Origin of the sequence: Pseudarthrobacter defluvii, assembly GCF_030323865.1 — a bacterium.
Classification (GTDB): Bacteria; Actinomycetota; Actinomycetes; order Actinomycetales; family Micrococcaceae; genus Arthrobacter; species Arthrobacter sedimenti.
In genome coordinates this window covers 115,790-135,937 of record NZ_CP066362.1, presented here as the reverse complement: position 1 = coordinate 135,937, position 20,148 = coordinate 115,790, and the positions used below count along the sequence as shown (strand labels likewise).

Genomic DNA, 20,148 nt, shown 5'->3' with positions numbered 1-20,148 from the left:
CCACCGGCTTAGCCCTCTTTTTCAGCCCCGTGCAGCTCAGCGCGCGTGGGCGGGTTGGCCCCCGGCCGGGACACGGTGACGGCGGCGGCCCTTGCGGCGTGCTCCAGGAGTTCGGCCAATCCCTCAACCGGCAGGGCCCGCAGGTCCTGCCGGTTCTGGGCTCCATCCAGCTCCCGGTCCACCAGGCCGGACAGCAGCGCCGCCATGAACGAATCCCCCGCTCCGACGGTGTCCGCAACGTCCACTTTTGGCGCAGGCACGGATACTTCGCCGGCCCGGCACACGCCCCACGGGCCCTCCGCGCCACGGGTGACGACCACCATCGCGGGCCCCTCCTCCCCGCCGAGCGCCAGCCACTGGCGCGCCGAATCCAGCACATCCTGCCCGGGATACAGCCAGGCCAGGTCCTCGTCGGACGCCTTGACCACATCGGAGAGCACCACGAACTTCTCCGCCTGCCGCCGGGCGTAGTCCACGTCCGTGATGATGCTCGGCCGGCAGTTGGGATCGAAGCTGATCGTTGCGGACGGGTGGGCGTGTTCGACGGCGGCGAGCACCTCGGTGGCGCCCGGCTTCAGCATCGTCGCGATGGAACCGGTGTGCAGCAGCGTGGTGCCCTGCAGCATGAAGCCGAGCCGGTCGGCAATGCCGGGGAGGTCCCAGGCGAGGTCGAACGTGTAGGTGGCGGCGCCGTCGTCGTCAATCAATGCGGTGGCCACGCTGGTCGGCAGGTCGTCCGGGGGCACCGGCAGCATCACTGAACTGGCGCGCAGGTGCGCGGCCACCGAGTCGCCGTAGGCGTCCCTTCCGTAGCGGCCGATGAACTGCACCGGATGGTCCAGCCGGGCCAGGCCCACCGCAACGTTGAGCGGGCTGCCGCCCACGTGGGCCTGGATTCCGGTGGCGCGCTGGACAACGTCAACAAGGCCTTCGCCGATCACTGTGAGCATGGTCATACTCTGCCAGAAAGAGGGCAGCGTCAGCAGTTCATGTCAGCGGAGCAGGCGGCCCACAAGGTCCCGGCACGTCACATAGGCCTCGGCGCTGACATCGATCAGGGCGAAGTGGTCGCCCGGCACCATGACCAGCTCCGCCGGAACGGGTCCGGAACGGCCCGCATCCACGTAGGTGGCGGACATGCTCAGCGGCACGTCCACATCCTCCGTGGCGTGGACGGCGTAGACGGGCACGCCCAGCGGCAGCGCGGCCATGGGGTCTGCCATGCGGTGCCGTTCGGGGAAGCCCGACGACGGGCCGCCGAGCAGGTTGGCCACGGCTCCGTTGCTGAGGTTCAGGCGCTCGGCCTCGGCCAGGTTGAGGACGCCGGACTGACTCACCACCCCGGTGAGGCGGACGCCGTCGTTCTCCACCTGCAGGCCATCCTCCGCCCCAAGCCCGCGCAGCCGCTCCCTCCCCGCGGCCCACACCGCCAGGTGGCCGCCGGCCGAGTGGCCCAGCGCCACCACTTTGCTGAGGTCCAGTGAGTGCGGTTCCGCGAGCGCGCGAAGCTTGTCGATGCCCGCCAGGATGTCCTGGAAAGTGCCCGGCCACCCCCCACCGTTGCCGGCCCTCCGGTATTCAAGGTTCCAGGCGGCCATGCCATGGTCAGCCATGTCCTGTGCCAGTGGCTCCCCCAGTTCTGCCCCATACTGCGGGCGCCAGTAGCCGCCGTGGATCACCACCACGACGCCCCGGTGTTTCCCGCCGGGTGGAAGGTCGGGGAGGAACAGTTCACCCCACTGGCTGGGGTCCTGGCCGTAGTCATAGCGGTGGCGGTGCGTCACACTGGCCCACTTTAGCTGCCGCCATCGGCACGACGCCGCGGCTTTCCGGGGGCAGCACCGTCGAAACTGGGCCAGAACGCACTGTGCGCCTTCTTCCGTTTAGCCGCGCAGCTTTGTGGGCACGATTCCTGACATGGAAAAACCTGAAGTGACCACGCAGGGGTCGACTGTGGAGGAATGGACGCGGGCGCTGGCGGAGTCCACGGGATCACCCGGCGGAGGGGCGGGCACGGGCCTGATGCTCGCGGTGGCGGCTTCGCTGACGTCGATGGTTGCCGGCTACAGCGGGGACGACGGCGGCGAGCCGGCCAGGATCCGGGAGCGCGCCCAGGCGCTGCGCCAGGAAGCCCTTCGGCTGGCAGATGAAGATGCCTCCGCTTCCAAAGCGTTCGGTGCCGCCTTCCGGCTGGGACCCGGCGAGGAACGGGACGAAGCAATCCGCCGCGCTTCAGTGGAAGCTGCGGCGGCATCCGCTGTCCTGGGCGAGCGTGCCATCGAAGCCATCGACGACCTCGCCTGGTTGGCAACCAAGGGCAACCGTGCGCTGGTGGCGGATGTCGTCGTCGCGTTCGGTGCCCTCCGCGCCGCGCTGGCCGGGGCCCGCACCAATGTCAGCTTCGACCTCGGCTCGCTCCGGTCCGCCGGCACCAGCCTGGAACAGGTTCGGGAGCAACACCCTGACCTGTGGGCCGCGGTCCAAGAACTCAACGCCGCCATGGACCGGATTGACGAACTGTCCACCGCCGTTGATCATCGTGCCGCCCCTACGGATGCCATCTGACGCTGGCGACTCGGCATTTGGACTTGCCGTCTGACCTGTGCTTATGGTGAACAGCATCGCTTGCCGAAGCGCACCTGTGGGGAGGGGTATCAAGTGAAGTCCAAAGGCAGTGCCTGGGCGTTCCTCCGGCCCCTCCTGCTCGTCGTGGCGGCAACAGCAGCCTGGATTGCCCTGTCAGCGGCGGGCGCGTCCGCCGACTCCTCACCGTCCCGCGATTTGCTTCCGAAGGCTGTGGATTCTGCCGCCGCCAAGCTCACCCATCAGGCCAAAGATGAGCTGGAACCGGTGCAGGCAGGGCTGGACGGCGAGACGGCCACGGCCCCCGCTTCCACTGCTGCTTCGCTGATCCCGGCGCCATCCCTCCGCCCAGCCGCGGAGGAGGTCTCCGGCTTGGCCGACAACGCTGTGCAGTCTGTTCCTGTGGTCAACGGGCTTGTGCCCACGGGAGCTGTCGCGGCCGTGGTGGATCCTGCGGTGGGTGCCGTGGACGGCGTCGTCGGCGGGACGGTGGGGGCTGCTGTTCCCTTGGCCGGTACGGTCCTGGAACCCCTGGACCCCGTCCTTGAACCGGTCCTTGAACCGGTGGTCAACGCTGTTGTCCTGCCCGTGGTTCCACCGCTAGCAGAGCCTCAGGCAGTCCTTCCTGTCGCCACGGATGTCAGCGCGGCTTCTGCTCCGGAGCCCGCGCCTGGCCCTCCCCCAGTTGCTGAACTGCCGACGACCTCTCAGGGCGTGACGAATCCCGCGCAGTCCGGTGCTGTGTCGCAAAACCTCGGCGCGAAAAGCCGCCTGCAGATGAAGCCCGGAGCCGCAACGCCGGTGCTTTCCGAGGCCGGTCCGGACGACGCCCCGTTCCGCGCGCCGTCGGAAGTGCCGCCTGCCGTGCCAGGTGCTGCGCTAGGCGGAAGCGGCCCATCCGGCGGCAACGGGCCGGCGGATGCTGGCTGGATCAGCTCACACCACTTCCCGGTCCCAGCGGTTGGCATGGCCGCCGTTCCGGGCCATTCACTTACAGCCCCCGCCCCGGTGTCCTTCGACACCGGCTCTTCCCCTGACTAGTTCAGGCCGTGCCCGCGTCCATTTCACGCGGGGGACGCGCCAATTCCCGGGCTGAGCAGCAGGCCCAATCCAACTTTCAGGAGAACTTCCCATGACCCGTCGCAACTTCCGCAGATACTTGCTCGCTACCGCTTTCGCAGGCGGCCTCGTGACCTTTGGCGGTGCCGCCGCCAACGCAGCCGCTGCCCCAGTGTCAGCTGGCTACTCTTCCACTTCGGCGACGCTGGCCAACACGGGCATGAACACCGGCCTGTTGATAGTGGGCCTGCTGTTTCTTGCCTTTGGAGGACTGCTGGCGCTGGTCCTGGGGCGCAAGCGCCGCTGAGTGCACCCAAGGGAGGCCAGCAGAAGTAGCGTAGGGACAACACGCATAAACCAGGGAGGTCCCGCATGGCACGCGTCTTCATCACCGGATCCACGGACGGGCTGGGCCGGGCCGCCGCCGCCTCGCTCTTAAAGGACGGCCACGAGGTAATCGTGCACGCCCGGTCCTCCCGCCGGATCCCCGCGGTCCAGCACCTGCTGGACCGCGGGGCGCAGTGCGTCGTCGGGGACCTGGCGGTGGAGGAGGAAGTCCGGGAGACCGCGGACCAGGTCAACGGGATCGGCGGCATTGACGCCGTCATCCATAACGCCGGGGTGCTGAATGGCGCCGCGCTGCTGCCAGTAAACGTGGTGGCACCTTACCTCTTGACGGCCCTCATTCCCGGTCCCCGCCGGCTCATCTACCTGAGCAGCGGAATGCACCGCGGCGGCGACACCGGCCTGGACGGCCTGGACTGGACCGGGCGGACGACGACGGCCTCCTACTCCACCACGAAGCTGCAGGTCACTGCGCTGTCGGCAGCGGTGGCACGGCTTGTGCCGAACGTCGCCAGCAATGCGGTGGATCCCGGCTGGGTGCCCACCCGGATGGGCGGCCGGTCGGCGCCGGACAACCTGGAACTGGGCCACCGCACGCAGGAATGGCTGGCCACCAGTGATGATCCGGCGGCCCTGGCCAGCGGCGGCTACTGGTACCACCAGCGCCGGCAGACCCCGCATCCCGCGGCGAACGACCCCGAATTCCAGGACGCGCTGCTGGCGCAGCTCGCGGAGCACACCGGGGTCACCCTGGAAGCGCGGGGCTAACCCTCATCGATTGCTGAGTACTTGTCGTTCTCGAGCGTGAAAACGACAAGTACTCAGCAATCGATGGTGTTTAGGACGTGCGGAGGCGGCGTTCGACGTCGGCCGCCTCCGGATACGCCGCCTGGGTGCCTTTGCGGGTGGTCGCCAAAGCCGCGGCAACGGAGGCGAACGCGGCGGCATCGGCAAGCCCATCGCCCGCCGCGAGGCGGACAGCAACAGCCCCGGTGAAGGCATCGCCGGCGCCGGTGGTATCCACGGCGTGCACCTGGGTCGGCTGGACGAAAGCCACGCGGGAGCCAGCAGGAGCCAGCGAGTCCAGCACCACCGAACCGTTCGCACCCAGCGTCACCAGGACCTGGTGGATCCCCCTCTCAGAGAACCGAGACCGCACCGCATCCCACTCAGAGGCAGCAGCACCGGCACCGGGAACCGAAGAACGCAGGAACAGCGCGGCCTCGTGCGCGTTCACCAGCAGGATGTCCGCCAACCCGGCCAGGGCTGACGGGATCTCCGCGTACGGCGAGAGGTTCAGCAAAACCTGCGCGCCGGCGTCGTGCCCTGCCTGCGCTGCGGCGAGCACCGTGTCCATGCTGACCTCCAGGCAGAGGCTCACCACGGCGGCCCCCTCCAGGACGTCCGCCGCATCCGCCACGTCCTTCGGCGACAGGGTGCCGTTGGCACCGGCCGAGATGATGATGTTGTTCTCGCCGCGGGCATCCACGGCAATGACGGCAACACCGGTGGGCTCGGCAGACGTCCGCACGTGCCCCACATCCACGCCGGCCCCGGCCACGGAGGCCTCAAGCATGGCGCCGTTGGCGTCCTCCCCCACGGCGCCCACCAGGCTGACGTGCCCGCCCAACCGGGCCGCGGCAACGGCCTGGTTGGCGCTCTTGCCGCCGGGGTTCACGGCGAAGCCGTTGCCCTGGACGGTCTCGCCGGGCTGCGGGAGGCGGTCGCAGTAGATGGTGAGGTCGGCGTTCAGGGAACCGACGACGACGATCCGGCCGGCGCCGGAAGCCGCGGCACTCATGCGGCCACCTCAGCCTCAACCGGCTTGGGGATCAGCAGCGAGGCGGCGAACGCGGCGACGGTCAGCGCCAGGCCGACCACCACGACGGTGAGGTACGACGCCGTCGCATCGCCGAGTGCCGACGTCGCCACCAGCACGGCCGGCAGGATGAGGAAGCTCAGGCCCGCACCCAGGTTGAAGGCGCCGGCGTTCATGCCGGGCAGGAAGCCGGGGTTGCCGGCGGGCGAGAGGACAACGCCGAGTCCGTTGAGCATGATGTTGACCGTACCGGCGTACATGATGCCCAGCAAGACCGTGCCGGCGATCATCATCGGCAGGCTGTGCAGGCCAAGGAACGCGATGACGGCGAGCGCGGCGATGCTGCCAAGCAGGCCGATGCGCAGAACCTTGGTGTAGCCAAGCACAGGTGCGAGCTTGCCGCTCAGCGGTCCCACCACCCAGCCGAGCAGGGCGTACGGGGTGAGGATGATCAGCGACATCTCGGTGGGACCGACTCCGAAGCCCGGCGAGGCAGCCTGCACGTAGGCGGGCACGATGCCGTTGATGACGGCGAAGATGCCGGTCATGGTCAGGGTGGTGGTGAGGAGCGGGGCCCAGGTGGAGCGCTGGCGCAGGTGGACGGTTTCCACCATGGGCTGGGCGGCCCGCTGTTCCGTGCGCCAGAAGGCGAGGAACGCTAGGGCGGAAACGACCACCAGGGCCAGGCTCAGCATCAGCGTGCCGGAGTCGAAGCCGGCCACCAGCTTGGAGCCTTCGTTCAGGGCGGTCAGCAGGGCGCCCACGGCCACCACGATGAAGAACACGCCCAGCCAGTCCATGCGGGTTCCTGCGGCGGGCTTGCTTTCGGAAGCGAGGAACATGATGAGGGCTGTCGCGGCGACGGCGAGGACCACCATCAGCCAGAAGATGCTGCGGAAGCCGTAGTGCTCGGCGAAGTAGCCGCCCACGAAGGAGTCCACACCGGCCACGCCGCCGTTGACTGCAGTAATAAGGCCCATCAGCGTGCCGTACTTGCGCGGGTTGCTGACGGCGGAGCGCAGCATGATGAGGCAGAGCGGGACGGTGGGTCCGCTGACGCCCTGGATGATGCGGCCCACGAAGAGCCACGTGATGTCCGGGGCGAGCGCCGCGATCACGGAGCCCACGGCCATGAGCAGCATCATGCCCACCAGGACCTTCTTGCGGCCCACGATGTCGCTAAGGCGCGGCAGGAACAGGGAGAACAGGGCGGCGGCGGTGAAGAACCACGTCTGCGAGAGGCCGATGACGGCCTGGTCCGCCTTGAGTTCCTCGCCCATGGTCACCAGGGCGGGGCTGAGCATGGAGGCGTTGAGCTGGAACGCCACGCAGGCGGCCAGCAGCGCGGTCATGAGGGCGGCGATATTGCCGCGGCCGGTCTTGGTTTCACTCAGGGTTGCGGTGGTCATTTACTTGACCCCTCCGGCGGTGAGGTGGGCACTTTCCGGGCGTACGACGTCGGCCGCGTCGGCTTGGGTGCGGTCTGCACCTTGGTGGCTGCCGGCGTCGTCCGTGTTGGCGTTGGCGCCCGGCTCGCCGATCCGGACCAGCGCGTCGGTGACCAGCTCCCAGAACCGTGCGTGGTCCAGGTCCACGGCCACGCTGGTGTGGCAGTCGGCCGGCGCGGGGGCGCGGAAGTCGGCCACGGTCATGCCCAGGGTGAGCGTGCCCGTCAGTTCGATGTTCACGGGGACCTTGCGGGTACTGACGATGCTGGGGTCGATCACGTACGCCACGGCGCAGGGATCGTGGACGGGCGGGAAGTCGAAGCCCTGGGCGTCCTTGTAGGTGTGGGCGAAGAAGTCCATCAGCTCGGTGACGAACTTGGCGGGGCCGGTGCCGATGGCGGCGATCTTCTCCACCACGTCCGGGGTGGCCAGCGCCTGGTGGGTGAGGTCCAGTCCGACCATGACCACGGGCCATTTCTCGTTGAAGACGATGTGGGCGGCCTCGGGGTCGATGATGATGTTGAACTCGGCCACGGCGCTCCAGTTGCCCACGTGGTAGCCGCCGCCCATGAGGACCACTTCCTTGACGCGTTCCACGATGCGCGGTTCCTTGCGGGCGGCCAGGGCGATGTTGGTCAGGCCGGCGGTGGGGACCAGGGTGACGGTTCCGGGCTCGTGTGCCATGACGGTGTCGATGATGAGGTCGACGGCGTGGCGCGGGTCCAGTTCGATGGTGGACTCGGGCAGGGCGGGGCCGTCCATGCCGGAATCGCCGTGGATGTCCGGCGCGGTTTCAATGCTGCGGACCAGGGGGCGCGGGCAGCCGGCGGCGAAGGGGACGCCGGTGATGCCGGCGATGGTGCCGACGGCCAGGGCGTTGCGGGTGACTTTCTCGAGGGTCTGGTTGCCCACCACCGTGGTGACGGCCAGCAGTTCGATGTTGGGGTTGCCGTGTGCCAGCAGCAGGGCGACGGCGTCATCATGGCCGGGGTCGCAGTCCAGGATGATCTTCCTGGGCTCGTGCTGGTTCGCTTGCGGATTTGGTTCCACGATGGTTCTCCACGTCATTGGGGCCTGCCTTGCGGGCAGGGGTTTCTGTCTTCCGGGAGCGATCATGGCAGGGTTTTGTGGTCTACGTCAAACGCTTAACGTGCTCTCGGCATTGCCGCACGTCAAACGCTTGACGCCTTGCCTGCTCTGGACGCATGCGGGGCCGACTAGGATCGAAGTATGGATTCCGGGGAACAGGTGCAGCAGCGGGCCCGGCCGCGCCGGGTGACGGCGGCGATGGTCGCCGCACGGGCCGGGGTGTCGGTGGCCACCGTGTCCCTGGTGGCCAACGGCAAAACGGCAGGCCGCGTTTCCGAGGACAACATTTCCCGCGTGCGGGAGGCCATCACCGAGCTGGGCTACGTGGTGGATGGGATCGGCAGCTCGTTGGCCAAAGGCGTCAGTTCCATCGTGATCCTGGTGGCGCCGGACATTTCCAACCCGTTCTTCGCCAAGGTGATCGGCGGCGTGCGCGAATCCCTGGGACCCAGTTACCAGCTGCTGCTCTCGGTCACGGACTCCGGCGAATTTCCCAAGGCCGACGACGTCCGGAAGCTCATGTCCCTTCGTCCCGCCGGGCTCTTGGTGGACGCACCGAACGCCGGCTTCCTGGCCGACCTCTCGGTGGCCGGGCCGCTGGTCCTGCTGGACGCGCCCGGCCTGGAATCCGTTGCGCCGGCCGTCAACCTTGACGTCGCCCAGGGTGCGCGGGAGCTGGCCGCCCACCTGGCCGACGCGGGCCATCGGCGGGTTGCCTACCTGGACAGCGTCACCGGAACGGAAACCTTCACCATCCGCCGGGAGGCGTTCCTCGCCGAGGCGGCAGCCCGGGGCATGTCGGTGGATGCGGACCACATGCCCGCCACCACCATCGACGTCGGCGAGGCCGCGGCCGCCTTCGCCGCAGCATGGCCGGACTGGCAGCGCGAGGGGGTGACCGCCGTCGTCTGCGCCACCGATACGCACGCCTATGGGGTGCTGCAGGAAGCACGTGTGGCCGGAGTGCGGATCCCGGAGGAGCTGGCGGTAGCCGGGTTCGACGACCTGCCGTATTCTGCCACCAGCAGCCCGGGCCTGACCAGCGTCCACCTGCCGGCGGCCCTTCTGGGCCTCAAAGCCGGGGAGCAGCTGCGCCGGCTGATGGAGGGCCAGGCGCTGGAGCAGGAGGAGCTGACGCTGGAGAGCTCCCTGGTGGTGCGCGGTTCCACGTCGCCTGCCGAAACGTAGGGAGTCCCAAAGGCTCCGTGTCGGACCCCGGCCGTAAGCTGGGGTTATGCCGAGTAACTGGGAAAGCCTGGACGCGCCGCTGCGCGAGTCCGTGCAGCACAACGTGGAGATCTACGAGCGCGTCCGGCCTGCCCTGAAGCTTGTCACCCGGGACGTCCTGCTGACCCTGCGGGGCATGCTGAAGGACAGCGAAGTCACCCCGCTGTTCGTCACCGGACGCACCAAGACGGTGGAGTCCTTCAAGGAGAAGATTTCCCGCACCGAGGAACCGCTGGAACCGGGGGGCCGGCGGCTGCTGAAGTTCCCGGACCCGTTCCGCACCCTGAACGACATGGTGGGAATCCGCGTCATCACCAAGCTGCCGGCGGAAAACGCCGTGGTGGCCAACATCATCAAGCGGCAGCGCCAGGTTTTCGATTGCCGAGGAGACCGCGAGAAGGACATCGGCTCCATCGAGTCCGGCACCTATGGCTACTCCAGCCGCCACCTGATCCTGCGGACCATCCAGAACGAGGCCGTCAAGGAGTACCAGCAGGTCTTCAACCCGGACGTGCAGCCCAACGGCAGCTACTTTTTCGAGTGCCAGATCCGCACCATCTTCGCCCACGCGTGGAGCGAAATCGAGCATGATATCCGCTTCAAGGCCGAGGACCCCCGCGCCTGGACGCCGCACTTCGACCGCCAGTTCACGGCCACCGCGGCCATGCTGGAGACGGTGGAAACGGCCTTCGCGGACCTTCACGAACGGTACGAGGAAGTCCGCAGCTACTGGGACATGGACGGCGAAGGAGCCGCCCCGCTCACGCCCAACCGGATCCGGGATGTCTGGCGCACCCTGCTCCCCCACGTCGACCGGAAGGTGGACGACGACTGGGGCTGGGCCGCCGAACTGCTCGCCGCACACGGGCTCAACCAGACCATGCAGCTGGCCGGGCTGCTGAACGCCAACCGCATCACGGAGGTCCGCAAGGCCCTGGACCACCGCTACTCCCCCGGTCCCGACCGGCTCCTGGACGACCTCCTGCTGTGGCAGTACGGCACCAGTCACGTGGACCTCACCGCAGAAGCGTCCGACGTCGTCCCTCACCCCCGGCGCGACAGCCTCCTGCGGCGGCTGCGGCAGATCGAACGGTACCGGATGACGAACAAGTAAATGGCTCTGGGAGTGCCGCTGGTCCTGTCCGGGTTCGGCCCGGTGGGGCAGGCGTTTGTTGATTCCGCGTTGGGGCAGGATCCCTTGCTGCAGGTTGCTGCCGTTCGGGGCCATTCGGCAGAAGTTTTCCCTACGCCCGGGTCCGCGGTACCTGAGCGTGCCTCATGGGCGCCCATCCGCACCATCGAGCAGACACTGGCCCGGACCAATGCTGCCGTTCTGGTCCAGGCGCTGCCCTCCACGCCCGGCGCTCACGCGCGGGCCCTGCATGAGGCGCTTGCTGCCTTGCGGAGCGGCGTGGATGTGGTGACGGCAACCAAGAGCCACGTACTCAGCCACTGGCGAAACCTTGAGCAGGCCGCTGCGGAGGGCAACAGCCGGATCCGCATCTCCGGGGCCACCGGAGCCGCGCTTCCCGCCGCCGACATGGCCCGCGTCGCCCTGAGGGGCATGGGTTGCAACGCTGTCCGGGCTTGCCCCAACGGCACGTCCACCTTCATCCTGGACAAGCTTTCCGCTGGTATCGGGCTGGAGGATGCCGTGTTGGAGGCGCAGCGGCGGGGCACTGCCGAAGCAGACCCTTCCGCGGATCTATCCGGGAAGGATGCGGCCACCAAGGTGCGCCTGATCGCTGGACTCCTCTGGAACTGGGACGTTTCCGGGATTGCGGTGGAGACGGAGCCGATTGACGCGTCTACGTGCGCCAGAGCATTGGCCGCCGCCCAACAGGGACTGCGCCTCCGCGCCGTCGCAAGCGCCTCCCTCAACCGGCCCATGGTGGTCACTGTGCAGTTGGAAGCCGCGGCCCCGGGGGACCCGTTCTTCTCCATCGCCGGCCCGGAAAAGGCGATGGTCTTCAGCTGCCCCGAGGCCGGGGACATCACGGTGCAGGGCGGCCGCTCAAGTCCCAAGGGTGCAGCCCTGGCAATGCTGAAAGACGTATTTAACCTGGCCGGGCTGAGCCGGCCCGGATTCCACTAGGAGGAAACTTTTGGAACATTACGATACTTCCGGGACCCCTGCCATCGACCAGTTGCTGGCGGAGAGCCGCGCCGGGCTCGAGCGTGTACATGCCTCGGATCTTGAGCGGGAGATGGCGGCAGGTGCCCTTGTTGTGGACACTCGTCCGGTCGATCAGCGGGAGCGCGACGGTGAGTTGCCGGGAGCGGTGGTCGTTGACCGCAACGTTCTCGAATGGCGGCTCGATCCTTCCAGCCCCCACCGGCTCCCGATTGCTGATGACCGTGATCGGCGGATCGTCGTGGTCTGCAGCGAGGGGTACAGTTCCAGCCTCGCTGCACACACCCTTCAGCGGCTGGGCCTGGCACGCGCCACCGACCTCATCGGAGGATTCCAGGCGTGGGCAGCAGTGGGCGGGTATGCCGCTGAATAAGCAGCCCTGCTGATTGAATTGGCAGGGCGTTCCTGCCTCAGATCCTGGTCAGCTTTCATCAAGGTTCGTCCCCTACCCTCTTGTTTTGCGGTTCACCTACCGCATGTTTAGCGTGCTACTGACCGGCCGGATGGCAGGCATGGTGCCGGGCTAAAGAAGGAAACCCATGTCTGTGCCGATTTTGTCCACCCGCAACCTGACCAAGACCTACGGACGCGGGCCCGACCGTTTCGACGCCCTGAAAGGCGTGACCCTGGACATCGACCGTGGAGACTCCGTCGCAATCGTCGGCAAGAGCGGATCCGGTAAGTCCACGCTGATGCACCTGCTCGCACTCCTGGACAGCCCGGGTGGAGGAGAAGTCCATGTCGACGGAACGAACGCCAAAACGTTGAGCGGCCGGAAACTGAACACCTTGCGGAACCAGATGTTCGGCTTCGTCTTCCAGCAGTTTTTCCTCAACCACGCCACCAGCGTGCTGGACAACGTCGTCCTGCCACTGAAGATCGCCGGGGCGGGGGCGCGGGAGCGCCGCGCCCGGGGCATGGAAGTCCTCGAACAGCTCGAACTGGCCGACAAGGCCCGCAACAAGGCCGGGAACTTGTCCGGCGGCCAGAAGCAGCGCGTGGTCATCGCGCGTGCCCTCGCGAACAACCCGCAGGTTCTCTTCGCTGACGAACCTACTGGAAATCTCGACACCGCCACGGGCGCCATCGTCGAAGACATCCTGTTCGACCTCAACCAAAACCACGGCATCACCCTCATCACGGTGACGCACGACCACGACCTGGCCGCGCGGTTCAACCGCCGCCTCTACATCCGGGACGGGCAGCTCATCACCACTCACGAGGAGCACGCGGCATGAAACCGCTTGAAACGCTGAAAACCGCCATCGCCAACAGCTTCCGCAGCAAACTCCGCACCACCTTGACCATCCTGGCGATCTTCGTCGGAGCGTTCACCCTCACCATCACCAACGGTCTGGGCACCGGTATTTCCAACTACATCGACAGCCAGATCGCCGCCGTCGGGCCCAGCAACGCCTTTACAGTCACCAAGACGGACGCCGGCACCAGCCCGGGGTCCGGCCCGCAGAAATACGATCCCAACACCAGGGTCCTCGCCGCAGGCGGCCGCCCGGGTTCGACACAGATGGCCCTGAACCAATCCGATCTCGACGCCGTGGCCGCCGTTCCCGGGATCACGGCAGTCTCCCCGGTCAGCCGGCTCAGTCCCGCCTACATCCAGTGGGACAACCAGGACAAATACCAGCTCTCGGTCAGTCCGTTGGCAGGGGCCCAGCCGCAGCTGGCCTCCGGCGAAGCACTGGATGATGCCGGCAGCCAGCCCCAGGTAATCCTACCCACCAGCTACATCACACCGCTGGGTTTTACGGGCAACGACCAGGCCGTGGGCCAGGATGTCACCATCGGGATTCCGGACGCCACCGGCAGCATGCACGCCGTCACGGCGCGGATTAATGGCGTGGAAGACAACGCCCTCCTTGGCTCCGGCGGTGCTTTCGCCAACAAGGCCCTCACTTCCGCCCTCGCGGACGCTCAAAGCACGGGAGCGCCCGCCGCCACGAAAAACACATGGACCGCGGCGACCGCCACCTTCTCACCGACGTCAAAAAAAGAGATCAACGACATGAAATCCCGGCTCAGCGCCGCTGGCTACTCGGCCCAGACGCTCGAGGACAGGATTGGCACCGTTAAGACCGTCATCAACGGCATCATCGGCGTCCTGGACGCCTTCGCGATCATCGCCCTCGTCGCCGCCGGATTTGGCATCGTGAACACGCTGCTGATGTCGGTGCAGGAACGGACCCGGGAAATCGGCCTTATGAAAGCAATGGGCATGGGCAGCGGCTCTGTATTCGCGCTTTTCAGCACCGAGGCGGCCTTCATCGGACTGCTCGGCAGCCTCATCGGATCCGCCGCCGCCATCGGCCTGGGCACCGCCATCAGCGGCGCCCTCGCCCGGGGCCCCCTGAGCGACCTCGCCGGGCTGCAGATCCTCAGCTTCGCCCCCGCACCCGTCGCCGGCGTCATCCTCCTGGTCATGGTCATCGCCTTCATCGCCGGCACGCTCCCCGCCTGGCGCGCGGCCCGGCAAAACCCCATCGATTCCCTCCGCTACGAGTAGCCTCACGGCGGCCCACAGCCGGTACTTCAGGCACTAACGGAAGACACGGAGGTGTTGGACATGCGGGGACCAGAGGCTCTCGCGTCCTTGGCGGCTGCGAGTGGGCGCCTGACCGGACCCCACTTCATCGGGCTGAAGCTCGGGGTGGTCCTTCTGGCGCTGGTCTTGATCCTTCGCGTCCGTCGGCGCCTTTTGGTCAGGGTCAGGGGGTTGGGATGGCGGCGCCTGGCGATCGCCTGCGGCGCCGCTTCTACCCTCTTCTACGTCGCCTGGATTCTCTATTTGGGCGGGACGATGCCCTCCGTAACCGTCGCCTACAACTGGAACACGGCCTGGCTGGCCCTGGACGCCTTTGAAGCCCTCTCCGCGCTGCTGACCGCGGTGTTTCTCTTCAGGAACAGCACCCTGGCGATCCTTACCGCCACGGCCTTCTCCACCAGCCTCTGCATTGACGCCCTCTTCGACGTCACGACAGCCCAGCAGGGTCCACCACTTCTCACCGCGGTCCTGGAAGCAGTCCTCGTTGAGCTTCCGTTCGCGGCCCTGTCGGCAGTCCTTGCCGCGAAGCTCCTCGCCGCGACCACGCACCGGAACCACGCGCGGGCTGATCCGGGTCCCTAGCGGTGCAGGTTCCGAGCCGGGTCAACGGTCGGGCAACCGGAGGGTGTTGTTCACCATATGGGACGGCAACCAGTATAGTGAACGAATGACTCCCTGTAAGACTGTGGCCATCGCCGTCCCGCTCGAGGCAGAGCTCGTGGACCAGATCCGCGCCGTTGACCCGTCCATCTCCGTCGTCTACGAGCCCGAACTCCTGCCGCCGGAACGCTATCCTGCAGATCACGCTGGCGACCCCGCCTTCAAACGCACCGAAGAGCAGGAGGAACGCTATTGGGCCATGCTCAACAGCGCCCAGGTACTTTACGGGTTCCCTAACGAAAGCCCCGCAGGCCTGGCCCGAGTCGCGCTGGAAAACCCGGGGCTGGAATGGGTCCACGCCATGGCGGCCGGTGCGGGTGGAGCAGTCAAGGCATCCGGCCTGAGCCGGGACCTTCTGCAGAAATTCAGAATCACAACCTCCGCCGGAGTACATGCCCTCCCCCTCGCGGAGTTCGCCGTGATGGGAATCCTGAACGGCTTCAAGCGGAGCGCGGAACTGGCCGAAGACCAACGGGCCCGGGTTTGGCCAGAACTCCGGGTCCCCACCCGGTTGGTCAACGGGTCGAATTTGGCGGTCGCCGGCCTCGGCGAAATAGGCCTGGAAACCGCCCGGATCGCCCGGGCCCTGGGCATGAAGGTCAGCGGGACCAAGCGGAACGTGGAACCCATCGCCGGCATCGACCACGTGGTGGACAACGACGGCCTCCCCGCCCTCCTGGCCACGGCAGACGCCGTCGTCAATACGCTGCCCGGCACCGCCTACACGGAAAAACTGTTCAACCGTGAGCTTTTCGCCGCCATGAAGCCCGGAACCACCTTCGTCAACGTGGGCCGGGGAACCGTGGTGGATGAGGAGGCACTGCTGGAGGCATTGGATAACGGCCAGGTGGGCTACGCATGCCTGGATGTCTTCGCCGTGGAGCCGCTGCCGCAGGACAGCCCCTTGTGGAAGCACCCCAAGGTCATGGTTTCGCCGCACACGTCAGCCCTCAGCGCGGCCGAGAACCGCCTGATCACCGAACGGTTCTGCAGCAACCTCCGCACCTTCCTCGACGGCGGGGATCTCCCCCACCTCGTGGATACGGTCCACTTCTACTGAGCCGCGATTATGCGTATCGCCAGGATCACAACAGCAGCAGGTCCCCAGCACGCCGTCGAACGGGACGGGACCTGGCATCACGTGGCTGACCCATTCGCCGCCACCCTTCGCTACACCGGCGGCACCACGCCATTCAGTCAGGCAACTTTCCTCGCCCCGGTGACGCCCGCCGTCGTCCTGGGCATTGGCCACAACCGGACGCTGAATGACCACCCTTTGCCCATCCAGGCGTGGCACAAGTCCGTCCACACCGTTGCCCCACCGGGAGGGGCCATAGTGGCGGCCCGTGACCGCGGCACCGTCCACGCAGAGGGTGAACTGGCCGCCATAATCGGCAAAACAGCCACCAACCTCACGGCCTCGAATGCCCTGGAGCACGTCCTGGGCTACACGTGCGTCAACGACGTCACCAATGTGGACCAGAACGCGGTGGACGAACGGAACTTCCAAGGCAAGGCCGGGGTCAACTACACGCCCCTGGGTCCCTGGATAGAGACCGAACTCCGTAATCCGGAGCACGCGGGCATCGACGTCTATGTCAATGGAACCGCGAAGGCGAACTCCGGCACCTTCAATCTGCCGTCCAGTGTGGTGGACTGCCTCGTCTACGTCACGACCTGGCTGACCCTTGAACCCGGCGACGTCGTGATGACGGGCGCGCCGGCCACCGCAGTACCCGTGGCGCCCGGGGATCGGGTGGACATCGTGGTGGAAGGTATCGGCGCGCTGAGCAACACCGTCGCCTGAAGGCGGGGGACAGGGAGGGGTGCCAACCCCTTTATGATGGATAGCGTTCAGTCCACTGAACGCCTACCGAAGTCTGCCCTGGCGACCTAAGGAGAATCATGGCCGATTCCCAACCTTCCGCTTCCTCCGACAAGCCGGGAGCCGCCTCGCCGGCGCCGGCAGTCACCCGGGCAGCGGCCGTGCTGGACGCCCTCGCCGCCTCTGCCACCGGCCGGCTGACACTGAGCGACCTCTCGCGCGAGGTGGGAATTCCAAAGTCATCCACCTCCAACCTCCTGCTGGCACTGGAGGAGGCGCGCCTGATCAGCAGGCAGGGCGCTGAGTTCACCCTGGGCCGGAAGCTGGTGGAACTGGGCGCCGCCTATCTTGGGCGCATGGACGAGGTGCAGGAGTTTTACCGCTACTGCGAGCAGGCCTCCGTCCTGTCCCGCGAGACGGTCCGGATCGCAATGCTGGACGGTACCAACGTCATTTACCTGGCCCGGTACGAGGGCCATCCCGCCGTGCGGCTCACGTCCAACATCGGTGACAAGATGCCGGTGTCCCTGTGCGCCGTGGGCAAGGCCCTGATCGCGCGGCTGCGTGACCATGACCTGGAGGAAATGTTCCCGGACGACGCCGAACTGCCGGTCCTCACGCCGAAATCCCTGCGCACAGGCGCGGAGCTCAAGGCACAGCTGAAAGAGATCCGCGAGCAGGGTTATGCCTTCGAGGATGAGGAGTCAACCACCGGGGTGGTGTGCCTCGCCGTTTCCGTTCCCACCCGCGGAGCCCACGGACCCAGTTTGGGCCTGTCCGTAACGGCATTGAAGGCCACCTACACGCCCGAGCAGGGCTCGCAGATGGTCAAGGAACTGCAGGAACTGGCCCACTCCCTGGGCAACCCGATGGGTTAGGGACCGCGGCGGCCTGGCGGCCTTTCGGAACTTCAAAACCAAAAACTGTTGCTCGTTGTTCAGCTTGCTGTATTGTGTTCAGCATAGTGACCGACACAACAGGTGTTGTCGCTATCCCACCAGGCCAACGGGGGCCTGGAGTGCATTAGAGGGAGTTCTCGTGACAACTCGTACTAACTCACCGCAGGCCACCACGGACGGCGCCGTCGTCGATCCGGACCAGCTGCGAAGGGCAACACTTGCCAGCTCCGTGGGTTCCGCCCTGGAGTACTACGACTTCTACATCTACGGCCTGGCCTCGGCCCTGATCTTCGGGCCGTTGTTCTTTGCGCCGCTCGGGGAAAGCGGAGCGGTCATCGCCTCCTTCGCCACCTACGGCGTCGGATTCGCCGCCCGGCCCTTCGGGGGCGTGGTGTTCGGCCACATCGGCGACCGCTTCGGCCGCAAAATGGTGCTGATCCTGACCATCGGCCTCATGGGCCTGTCCAGCTGCGCCATCGGCCTCCTGCCCACCTTCGACCAGGCGGGCATGCTCGGGGCGGTGCTCCTGGTGACGCTGCGCATTTTGCAGGGCCTGGGCGCCGGCGCCGAGCAGGCAGGCGCCACCACCCTCATCTCCGAGGTGGCCCCGCGCCGCCGTCGTGGTTTCTTTGCCTCCCTGCCGTTCGTTGGCATCCAGCTGGGCACCCTCCTGGGCGCCGGAACCTTCGCCCTGATGGCCCTGGCGGACAAGCAGGTCCTGCAGGGCTGGCTGTGGCGCGTTCCCTTCCTGGCCAGCGTCATCCTGATCGCCATCGCCATCTTCATCAGGCTCCGCCTCAAGGAGACCCCGGTCTTCCAGGAACTGGAGAAGCACAAGGCCGTGGTGAAGAACCCGGTGGGCCAGATCTGGAAGCACTCCAAGAAGAACGTGCTGGTGGGCATTGGCCTCCGCATGGGAGAAAACGGAAACTCCTCCATCTACTCCGCACTGCTGGTGTCCTTCATCAGCATGCCGGCCGGCGTCTTCCCCGGCGACAAGTTCATCGGCCCCACCGGCCTGCTGATTGCCGCGGGCTTCGCAGCGGTGCTGGTTGTCGCCTTCGGCGCCCTGTCCGACCGCTTTGGCCGGGTTCCCGTGTACCGCTACGGCGCGCTCTTCCAGGCCGTCATCGCCCTGCCGGCCTTCTACCTGGTCACGCTCGGCAACGTCGCCCTGGTCTGGGTGGTCATGGTGGTGGGCATCGCCCTGGGCGTGCAGGCCATGCTCGGCCCGCAGTGCGCCCTGCTCCCTGAACTGTTCGGCTCCCAGCACCGCTTCACCGGCGTAGCCCTCAGCCGTGAACTCTCCGCGGTGCTCGCCGGAGGCTTCGCCCCGATGATCGGCGTCGCACTGCTGGCGGCCACCAACCACTCCTGGCTGGTGCCGGCGCTCTACTCGCTGGTCCTGGCGGGCATCTCCTTCGTCACCACGTTCTTCACCCCGGAAACCAACGGCCGCGACCTGGTGGTCGTGGAGGACGCCAGGTGAATAGCGGTAACGACGCCCTGACGAATCCCGCGCCCAAGCGCGCGGGATTCGTCGGGTTGGGGCTGATGGGGGCGCCGATGGCCGCCAACCTGCTCAAGGCAGCGTGGCAGGTTACGGGATGGAACCGCTCCCCCTCGGCCGTCCGCGACCTGGAGTCGCTGGGCGGGTCCGGCGTCGGCCACGTTGCGGACCTCCGGGACGAACCCGTCATCATCTTCATGCTTCCCGACCTCTCCTTCATCGAGGACGCTGCGGCCGGCCTCCTGGATGCGTGGCGGTCCGTGCCGCCCGCACCGGGAACACTCGTTGTGGTGATGAGCAGCGTGTCGCCGGTTGCGGTGCGGGCCTTTGGGCTCGCCGTTGCGGATGCCAGCGGCGGGAAGGCCACGGTGCTCGACGCACCGGTCAGCGGCGGTACTGCCGGCGCGCAGCGGGGAACCCTGGCCATTATGGCCGGCGGATCCCCGGAGGACTTCGAGCGGGGGCGCCCGGTTTTGGAGGCCATGGGGACCTCCGTACGCCGGATGGGTGACTTGGGTGCCGGCTCACTCGCCAAGGCCTGCAACCAGCTGATCGTCGGGACCACGACGGCGGCTCTCGCCGAGGCGGCTGAGCTTGCGGAACGCTCCGGCCTGGACGTGGAAGCCCTCTTCGAGGTCCTGTCCGGCGGTCTCGCTGCGAGCAGGGTGCTGGAGCTGGTGGGACCCCGGCTCGCGGCGAAGGACTACACCCCGACCGGCCCGGCGAAGTTCATGCACAAGGATCTGTCCTTTGTACTGGAGGCTGCAGACCACGCCGGTACTGCCGTGCCCCTGGCACGTGCCGGGCTTGAGCTCTACGCGGAACTGCTCGCGCAGGGCCTCGGTGACCTAGACCTGGCGGTGGTGCGGCAGGCCATCGCGAACATGGAGGTCACCGCCGCCGATGGGGAGGGCACGCAGCAATCCTGCAGTTGAACGTGGCGGGCATTGCGGCACGGCTGCCTGTCGCCTAACCGGCATATGGGTTGCT

Annotated in this window: 21 protein-coding genes; 16 read left to right on the top strand and 5 right to left on the bottom strand. The window is 67.1% G+C overall.

From position 1 onward, the window contains the following. Window positions 1–8: 8 nt before the first annotated feature. Both JCQ34_RS00665 and JCQ34_RS00660 read right to left on the bottom strand, forming a co-directional pair. A complete protein-coding gene (locus JCQ34_RS00665) occupies window positions 9–977 on the bottom strand; it encodes a carbohydrate kinase family protein (RefSeq protein ID WP_286404710.1) in 969 nt (322 codons plus the stop codon). Between the two features lie 15 nt (window positions 978–992). Next, window positions 993–1,784, bottom strand: a complete 792-nt coding sequence (locus JCQ34_RS00660; protein ID WP_286400829.1) for an alpha/beta hydrolase — start codon at window positions 1,782–1,784, stop codon at window positions 993–995. A 133-nt stretch (window positions 1,785–1,917) separates the two neighbouring features. On the opposite strand from JCQ34_RS00660, the gene JCQ34_RS00655 reads away from it, so the two are divergent. The 4 genes from JCQ34_RS00655 (at window position 1,918) to JCQ34_RS00640 (ending at window position 4,755) form a co-directional block, all read left to right on the top strand. Further along, window positions 1,918–2,565, top strand: coding sequence for a cyclodeaminase/cyclohydrolase family protein (locus JCQ34_RS00655; RefSeq protein ID WP_286400827.1), 648 nt, complete (start codon window positions 1,918–1,920; stop codon window positions 2,563–2,565). A gap of 93 nt (window positions 2,566–2,658) precedes the next feature. Beyond that, window positions 2,659–3,624 carry a hypothetical protein gene (locus JCQ34_RS00650; protein WP_286400825.1) on the top strand — a complete coding sequence of 322 codons (966 nt, stop codon included), beginning with the start codon at window positions 2,659–2,661 and terminating at the stop codon, window positions 3,622–3,624. Window positions 3,625–3,715: 91 nt separating this feature from the next. Then, a complete protein-coding gene (locus JCQ34_RS00645; RefSeq protein WP_286400823.1) occupies window positions 3,716–3,949 on the top strand; it encodes a hypothetical protein in 234 nt (77 codons plus the stop codon). Between the two features lie 65 nt (window positions 3,950–4,014). Next, entirely contained in the window at window positions 4,015–4,755 is a 741-nt protein-coding gene (locus tag JCQ34_RS00640) for an SDR family NAD(P)-dependent oxidoreductase (RefSeq protein WP_286400822.1), read from the top strand. A gap of 70 nt (window positions 4,756–4,825) precedes the next feature. Here the strand turns inward: JCQ34_RS00640 and JCQ34_RS00635 are convergent, their stop codons facing one another. Genes JCQ34_RS00635 through JCQ34_RS00625 form a run of 3 tightly spaced genes read right to left on the bottom strand, consistent with a single transcriptional unit; the run spans window position 4,826 to window position 8,322 of the window. Beyond that, window positions 4,826–5,788 (bottom strand): ribokinase, encoded by a 963-nt coding sequence (locus tag JCQ34_RS00635; RefSeq protein WP_286400821.1) that lies wholly within the window; start codon window positions 5,786–5,788, stop codon window positions 4,826–4,828. After that, the gene (locus JCQ34_RS00630) at window positions 5,785–7,215 is read right to left on the bottom strand and encodes an MFS transporter (protein ID WP_286400820.1); all 1,431 of its coding nucleotides are present in this window, start codon (window positions 7,213–7,215) and stop codon (window positions 5,785–5,787) included. The genes JCQ34_RS00635 and JCQ34_RS00630 overlap by 4 nt, the downstream gene beginning before the upstream one ends. Then, the gene (locus JCQ34_RS00625) at window positions 7,216–8,322 is read right to left on the bottom strand and encodes a nucleoside hydrolase (RefSeq protein ID WP_286400818.1); all 1,107 of its coding nucleotides are present in this window, start codon (window positions 8,320–8,322) and stop codon (window positions 7,216–7,218) included. Between the two features lie 219 nt (window positions 8,323–8,541). On the opposite strand from JCQ34_RS00625, the gene JCQ34_RS00620 reads away from it, so the two are divergent. The 12 genes from JCQ34_RS00620 (at window position 8,542) to JCQ34_RS00565 (ending at window position 20,093) form a co-directional block, all read left to right on the top strand. Next, the gene (locus JCQ34_RS00620; protein WP_376978701.1) at window positions 8,542–9,531 is read left to right on the top strand and encodes a LacI family DNA-binding transcriptional regulator; all 990 of its coding nucleotides are present in this window, start codon (window positions 8,542–8,544) and stop codon (window positions 9,529–9,531) included. Window positions 9,532–9,577: 46 nt separating this feature from the next. Then, window positions 9,578–10,684, top strand: coding sequence for a GTP pyrophosphokinase (locus JCQ34_RS00615; protein ID WP_286400814.1), 1,107 nt, complete (start codon window positions 9,578–9,580; stop codon window positions 10,682–10,684). Beyond that, window positions 10,685–11,665, top strand: a complete 981-nt coding sequence (locus JCQ34_RS00610) for a hypothetical protein (RefSeq protein ID WP_286400813.1) — start codon at window positions 10,685–10,687, stop codon at window positions 11,663–11,665. Window positions 11,666–11,675: 10 nt separating this feature from the next. Further along, the gene (locus JCQ34_RS00605; protein ID WP_286400812.1) at window positions 11,676–12,077 is read left to right on the top strand and encodes a rhodanese-like domain-containing protein; all 402 of its coding nucleotides are present in this window, start codon (window positions 11,676–11,678) and stop codon (window positions 12,075–12,077) included. A gap of 166 nt (window positions 12,078–12,243) precedes the next feature. Beyond that, a complete protein-coding gene (locus JCQ34_RS00600; RefSeq protein ID WP_286400811.1) occupies window positions 12,244–12,942 on the top strand; it encodes an ABC transporter ATP-binding protein in 699 nt (232 codons plus the stop codon). Continuing rightward, complete coding sequence (locus JCQ34_RS00595) at window positions 12,939–14,225, top strand: ABC transporter permease (protein WP_286400809.1); 1,287 nt, start codon at window positions 12,939–12,941, stop codon at window positions 14,223–14,225. Before JCQ34_RS00600 ends, JCQ34_RS00595 begins: the two co-directional genes overlap by 4 nt. Window positions 14,226–14,285: 60 nt before the next feature. After that, window positions 14,286–14,846, top strand: a complete 561-nt coding sequence (locus JCQ34_RS00590; protein ID WP_286400807.1) for a hypothetical protein — start codon at window positions 14,286–14,288, stop codon at window positions 14,844–14,846. Between the two features lie 85 nt (window positions 14,847–14,931). Beyond that, window positions 14,932–15,984: a D-2-hydroxyacid dehydrogenase gene (locus JCQ34_RS00585; protein ID WP_286400805.1), complete on the top strand. Its 1,053-nt coding sequence runs from the start codon at window positions 14,932–14,934 to the stop codon at window positions 15,982–15,984. 9 nt (window positions 15,985–15,993) lie between these two features. Next, complete coding sequence (locus JCQ34_RS00580) at window positions 15,994–16,731, top strand: fumarylacetoacetate hydrolase family protein (RefSeq protein WP_286400803.1); 738 nt, start codon at window positions 15,994–15,996, stop codon at window positions 16,729–16,731. Between the two features lie 98 nt (window positions 16,732–16,829). Then, window positions 16,830–17,627 carry an IclR family transcriptional regulator gene (locus JCQ34_RS00575; protein WP_286400802.1) on the top strand — a complete coding sequence of 266 codons (798 nt, stop codon included), beginning with the start codon at window positions 16,830–16,832 and terminating at the stop codon, window positions 17,625–17,627. A gap of 160 nt (window positions 17,628–17,787) precedes the next feature. Beyond that, window positions 17,788–19,137: an MFS transporter gene (locus JCQ34_RS00570; RefSeq protein ID WP_142131826.1), complete on the top strand. Its 1,350-nt coding sequence runs from the start codon at window positions 17,788–17,790 to the stop codon at window positions 19,135–19,137. After that, complete coding sequence (locus tag JCQ34_RS00565) at window positions 19,134–20,093, top strand: NAD(P)-dependent oxidoreductase (RefSeq protein ID WP_286400800.1); 960 nt, start codon at window positions 19,134–19,136, stop codon at window positions 20,091–20,093. Before JCQ34_RS00570 ends, JCQ34_RS00565 begins: the two co-directional genes overlap by 4 nt. The last annotated feature ends 55 nt before the right edge of the window (window positions 20,094–20,148 follow it).